The following is a 5,107-nucleotide window of genomic DNA, read 5'->3' on the forward strand; positions in this document are numbered from 1 at the left end:
CCCGCCGCCGTTCGTACGAAGACGCGCCGTCCCGCGCGGCTCCACTGCTCCGCTTCTGCTACTTCTTCTTGCCGCGCTTCTCGCGCACCCGCACCGAGATGTGGATCGGCGTGCCCTCGAAGCCGAACTCCTCGCGCAGCCGCCGCTCCACGAACCGGCGGTAGCCGTGCTCCAGGAAGCCCGACGCGAACAGCACGAACCGCGGCGGCTTCGTGCCCGCCTGCGTGCCGAACAGGATGCGCGGCTGCTTGCCGCCGCGGATCGGGTGCGGGTGCGCGGCGACCAGCTCACCGAGGAACGCGTTCAGGCGGCCCGTCGGGACGCGGGTCTCCCAGCCCGCCAGGGCCGTCTCGATCGCCGGGACGAGCTTCTCCATGTGGCGGCCGGTCCGCGCGGACACGTTCACCCGGGGCGCCCACGAGACCTGCTGCATCTCGGTCTCGATCTCCCGCTCCAGGTAGTAGCGGCGCTCCTCGTCCAGCTCGTCCCACTTGTTGTACGCGATGACGATCGCGCGCCCGGACTCCACGGCCATGGTGATGATCCGCTGGTCCTGGACGCTGATCGATTCGGTCGTGTCGATGAGGACGACCGCGACCTCGGCCTTCTCGACGGCGGCGGCGGTGCGCAGCGAGGCGTAGTAGTCCGCGCCCTCCTGGAGGTGCACCTTCTTGCGGATACCGGCCGTGTCGACGAACTTCCAGGTCGTGCCGCCGAGTTCGATGAGCTCGTCGACCGGGTCGCGGGTGGTGCCGGCGAGTTCGTTGACGACGACCCGCTCCTCGCCCGCGACCTTGTTGAGGAGGGACGACTTGCCGACGTTCGGGCGGCCGATGAGCGCGATACGGCGGGGGCCGCCGACGGCGGTGCCGAAGGTCTGCTCGGGTGCGTCGGGCAGGGCCTTGAGGACCTCGTCGAGGAGGTCGCCGGTGCCGCGGCCGTGCAGCGCGGAGACCGGGAAGGGCTCGCCGAGGCCGAGGGACCACAGCATGGCGGCGTCGGCCTCGCCGGACGGACCGTCGACCTTGTTCGCGGCGAGGACGACGGGCTTGCCGGCCCGGCGCAGCAGCTTGACGACGGCCTCGTCGGTGTCGGTGGCGCCGACGGTCGCGTCGACGACGAAGACGACGGCGTCGGCGGCGTCGATGGCGAACTCGGCCTGCGCGGCGACGGACGCGTCGATGCCGAGGACGTCCTGCTCCCAGCCGCCGGTGTCGACGACCTTGAAGCGGCGGCCCGCCCACTCGGCCTCGTACGTGACGCGGTCGCGGGTGACGCCCGGCTTGTCCTCGACGACGGCCTCGCGGCGGCCGATGATGCGGTTCACCAGGGTCGACTTGCCGACGTTCGGGCGGCCGACGACGGCGAGGACGGGGAGCGGGCCGTGCCCGGCCTCCTCGATCGCGCCCTCGACCTCCTCGATGTCGAAGCCCTCTTCGGCGGCGAGCTCCATGAACTCCGTGTACTCGGCGTCGCCAAGTGCCCCGTGGTCGTGCTGGTCGTTCATGAAGTCCGTTCCTCGTGCGTTCGTGGTGGTCGGTGAGCCGTCCTGCGGGCGGCTCACTACTGGAGTGTCGCTCAGCGCCCGGTGAGGCGCCTGGCGTTTTCCAGGTGGGCGGTGAGCCGCTCCTGGATACGTACGGTGGCCTCGTCGAGCGCCTTGCGCGTACGGCGGCCGGTGCTGTCGCCCGCCTGGAACGCGTCGCCGAAGACCACGTCGACGCGGCTGCGCAGCGGGGGCAGCCCCTTTATCAACCGTCCGCGGCGCTCGCTGCTTCCCAGGACGGCGACGGGGACGATCGGCGCGCCGGACCGTACGGCGAAGTAGGCGAGGCCCGCGCGGAGGGAGGCGAAGTCGCCCTCGCCCCGGGTGCCCTCCGGGAAGATCCCGAGGACGCCGCCGTCCGCGAGGACGTCGAGGGCGCCGCTGATCGCGGTGCGGTCGGCGGAGGCGCGGTCGACCTTGATCTGCCCGATGCGGTCGAGGAACGGGCCGAGGGGGCCGACGAACGCCTCCTTCTTGATGAGAAAGTGCACGGGGCGGGGCGCGGTGCCCATGAGCATGGGGCCGTCGAGGTTGTGGGCGTGGTTGACGGCGAGGATGACGGGGCCGGCGGCCGGGACGCGCCAGGCACCCAGGACGCGCGGCTTCCACAGCCCGTACATCAGGCCGATGCCGATGCCCCGCCCCACGGCGGCGCCCTTCGCCGACGCGGTCACTTGGCGGCCGCCCGCTTCTCCTCCACGAGGGTGACGACGCACTCGATGACCTGCTGGAGCGTGAGGTCGGTGGTGTCGACCTCGACGGCGTCGTCGGCCTTGGCGAGGGGGGAGGTCTTGCGGGTGGAGTCGGCGGCGTCCCGCTTGATGAGGGCTTCCCGGGTGGCGGAGACGTCCGCGCCCTTGAGTTCGCCGGCGCGGCGGGCGGCGCGGGCCTCGGGCGACGCGGTGAGGAAGATCTTCAGGTCGGCGTCGGGCAGGACGGTGGTGCCGATGTCCCGGCCCTCGACGACGATGCCGTACGGGGCGGCGGCGGCGATGGACCGCTGGAGTTCCGTGATCCGCGTGCGGATCTCGGGTACCGCGCTGACGGCGCTGACCTTGGAGGTGACCTCCTGGGTGCGGATCGGTCCGGAGGCGTCCACGCCGTCGACGGTGATCGTCGGGCCGGCCGGGTCGGTGCCGGAGACGATCGCGGGCTTGCCGGCGGCGTCGGCGACGGCGGCGGGGTCCGTGACGTCGATCCCGTTGGTGATCATCCACCAGGTGATCGCCCGGTACTGCGCGCCGGTGTCCAGGTAGCTGAGCCCCAGCTTGGCGGCGACCGCCTTGGAGGTGCTCGACTTGCCCGTGCCGGAGGGGCCGTCGATGGCGACGATCACGGATTCCACGGTGTCGGACACCTTCCTGATACGCGGGAGAGGGCCGGCCGGTTGCCAAGGACCCGCCACAAGGTTACCGACTGTCCCCACCACCCACTGCACCCGTGCGAACCACCCCGCGCCCCCCGCCTACTGCCGCAACGCCCAGCCCCGCTCCCTCAGCGCCGCCGGCCCAATCCTCGACGCCGACCTCGCACTGCTCGGCGCCAGGGCGCCTCCCAGGCTTCGGCCGGCTGCGCCGGACTCCGTCCGGCGACCCGGGCCGGATCGCCTCGGACCCACTACTGCCGCAACGCCCAGCCCCGGTCCCTCAGCGCCGCCGACAGCAGCGGGGCCGCCGGCGGGGACACCATCAGCTGCACCACGCCCGCCTGCTGGCCCGTGGCGTGCTCGATGCGGACGTCCTCGACGTTGACACCCGCACGGCCCGCGTCCGCGAAGATCCGGGCCAGTTCTCCCGGCTGGTCGCTGATGAGGACGGCGACCGTCTCGTACGGTGTGGGTGCCGTGCCGTGCTTGCCGGGGACGCGTGAGCGGCCGGTGTTGCCGCGGCGCAGGACGTCCTCGACGCCCGTCACGCCTTCCTCGCGCTTCGCCTCGTCGGCGGACTCCAGGGCCCGCAGCGCGCGCACCGTCTCGTCCAGGTCGGCGGCGAGCGACGCGAGGACGTCCGCGACCGGGCCGGGGTTGGCGGACAGGATCTCGACCCACATGCGCGGGTCGGACGCCGCGATGCGGGTGACGTCGCGGATGCCCTGCCCGCAGAGCCGTACGGCGGTCTCCTCGGCGTCCTCCAGGCGCGCGGCGACCATCGAGGACACCAGCTGCGGGGTGTGCGAGACGAGCGCGACCGCCCGGTCGTGGGCGTCGGCGTCCATGACGACGGGCACCGCCCGGCACAGGGAGACCAGCTCCAGCGCGAGGTTGAGGACCTCGGTGTCGGTGTCCCGGGTCGGTGTCAGCACCCAGGGGCGGCCCTCGAAGAGGTCGCCGCTGCCGGCCATCGGCCCGGACTGCTCCTTGCCGGCCATGGGGTGCGTACCGATGTACGGGGAGAGGTCGAGGCCCAGGGCCTCCAGCTCCCGCTGGGGGCCGCCCTTGACGCTGGCCACGTCCAGGTAGCCGCGGGCCAGCCCGGCGCGCATGGCGTCGGCGAGCGTGGCGGCCACGTGGGCGGGGGGCACGGCGATCACCGCGAGGTCGACGCGGCCATCGGGCGGGCTGTCGCTGCCGGCGCCCCGTGCGGCGGCGGTGCGGGCGCGGGCCGGGTCGTGGTCGGCCAGGTGGACGGTGACCCCGCGGTCGGTGAGCGCGAGGGCGACGGACGTGCCGATCAGCCCGGTTCCGATGACGAGCGCGGTTCTCACTGGGCGATGTCCTTGCGGAGGGCCGCCGCGGCGCCGAGGTAGACGTGGGCGACGGCGGTCTTGGGCAGGTCGGTCTCGATGTGCGCGAGGACGCGTACGACACGCGGCATGGCGCCTTCGATGTCGAGTTCCTGGGCGCAGATCAGCGGGACGTCCACGAGGCCGGTACGGCGCGCGGCGACGGCCGGGAAGTCGCTGCGCAGGTCGGGTGTGGCCGTGAACCAGACGCTGATCAGGTCGTCCGCGGTGAGCTTGTTGCGTTCGAGCAGCTCGGTGAGCAGGGCGCCGACCTGCTCGTACATGTGCTCGGCGTCGTCCCGCTCCAGCTGGACGGCCCCGCGGACCGCTCGTACCGCCACGTCTGCTCCTCTGCCTGCGACTCCTGCGGATTCAGCCTAGTGCGGCAGACTGTGCGGATGCTCTTCCACGTCGTACCCCTGGCCGACTGGGCCGCCGATCCCGAGGGCCCGTACCGGCCGCCGTCCCTGGCTTCGGAGGGTTTCGTGCACTGCTCGGCGGACGGCGCGGCGGCGCTCGCGGTCGCGGACGCGCACTACCGGCGGGTTCCGGGGCCGCTGCTGGCGCTGGTCGTGGACGAGGAGCGGCTGAGCGCCGATGTGCGGTGGGAGGGGACTCCCGGCGGCACGGTGTTCCCGCATGTGTACGGGCCGGTGGAGCGCGCGGCGGTGGTGGCCCTGCTGGAGGTGCGGCGGGGCCCGGACGGGGAGGCGCTGGAGCTCGTCCCGTGGGGGTAGCGTCCGGCCGGGTTGCTTCCGCGTGGGGATGATCCGCCCCAGGATGGCTCCATGTGTCCAGTTCCCGCAGTTTCTCCCGTACCTCCGGTTCCTGACGTGTGCT

General features: G+C 72.9%; 6 protein-coding genes. 1 reads left to right on the plus strand and 5 read right to left on the minus strand.

What is annotated here, in order from left to right:
- Window positions 1-58: 58 nt before the first annotated feature.
- The 5 genes from der to aroH form a co-directional block, all read right to left on the minus strand.
- A complete protein-coding gene (gene der / locus HTZ82_RS29280) occupies window positions 59-1,507 on the minus strand; it encodes a ribosome biogenesis GTPase Der (protein WP_175412411.1) in 1,449 nt (482 codons plus the stop codon).
- Window positions 1,508-1,578: 71 nt separating this feature from the next.
- A complete protein-coding gene (locus HTZ82_RS29285; RefSeq protein WP_175412412.1) occupies window positions 1,579-2,262 on the minus strand; it encodes a 1-acyl-sn-glycerol-3-phosphate acyltransferase in 684 nt (227 codons plus the stop codon).
- Window positions 2,217-2,903 (minus strand): (d)CMP kinase, encoded by a 687-nt coding sequence (cmk, locus tag HTZ82_RS29290; protein ID WP_175412413.1) that lies wholly within the window; start codon window positions 2,901-2,903, stop codon window positions 2,217-2,219. Before cmk ends, HTZ82_RS29285 begins: the two co-directional genes overlap by 46 nt.
- Before the next feature lie 260 nt (window positions 2,904-3,163).
- The gene (locus tag HTZ82_RS29295; RefSeq protein ID WP_175412414.1) at window positions 3,164-4,249 is read right to left on the minus strand and encodes a prephenate dehydrogenase; all 1,086 of its coding nucleotides are present in this window, start codon (window positions 4,247-4,249) and stop codon (window positions 3,164-3,166) included.
- Window positions 4,246-4,608: a chorismate mutase gene (aroH, locus tag HTZ82_RS29300; protein ID WP_175412415.1), complete on the minus strand. Its 363-nt coding sequence runs from the start codon at window positions 4,606-4,608 to the stop codon at window positions 4,246-4,248. The genes HTZ82_RS29295 and aroH overlap by 4 nt, the downstream gene beginning before the upstream one ends.
- A 57-nt stretch (window positions 4,609-4,665) precedes the next feature.
- Here aroH and HTZ82_RS29305 point away from each other — a divergent pair, with 57 nt between their 5' ends.
- Window positions 4,666-5,004 (plus strand): DUF952 domain-containing protein, encoded by a 339-nt coding sequence (locus HTZ82_RS29305; RefSeq protein ID WP_175412416.1) that lies wholly within the window; start codon window positions 4,666-4,668, stop codon window positions 5,002-5,004.
- The last annotated feature ends 103 nt before the right edge of the window (window positions 5,005-5,107 follow it).

It is taken from the genome of Streptomyces sp. TRM64462, from assembly GCF_013362995.1.
In the GTDB taxonomy this organism is placed as follows: Bacteria; Actinomycetota; Actinomycetes; order Streptomycetales; family Streptomycetaceae; genus Streptomyces.

What these genes read in the sequence shown, in the direction of transcription:
- der (WP_175412411.1), bottom strand. Translation starts at nt 1,507, where the DNA reads ATGAACGACCAGCACGACCACGGGGCACTTGGCGACGCCGAGTACACG.
- HTZ82_RS29305 (WP_175412416.1), top strand. Translation starts at nt 4,666, where the DNA reads ATGCTCTTCCACGTCGTACCCCTGGCCGACTGGGCCGCCGATCCCGAG.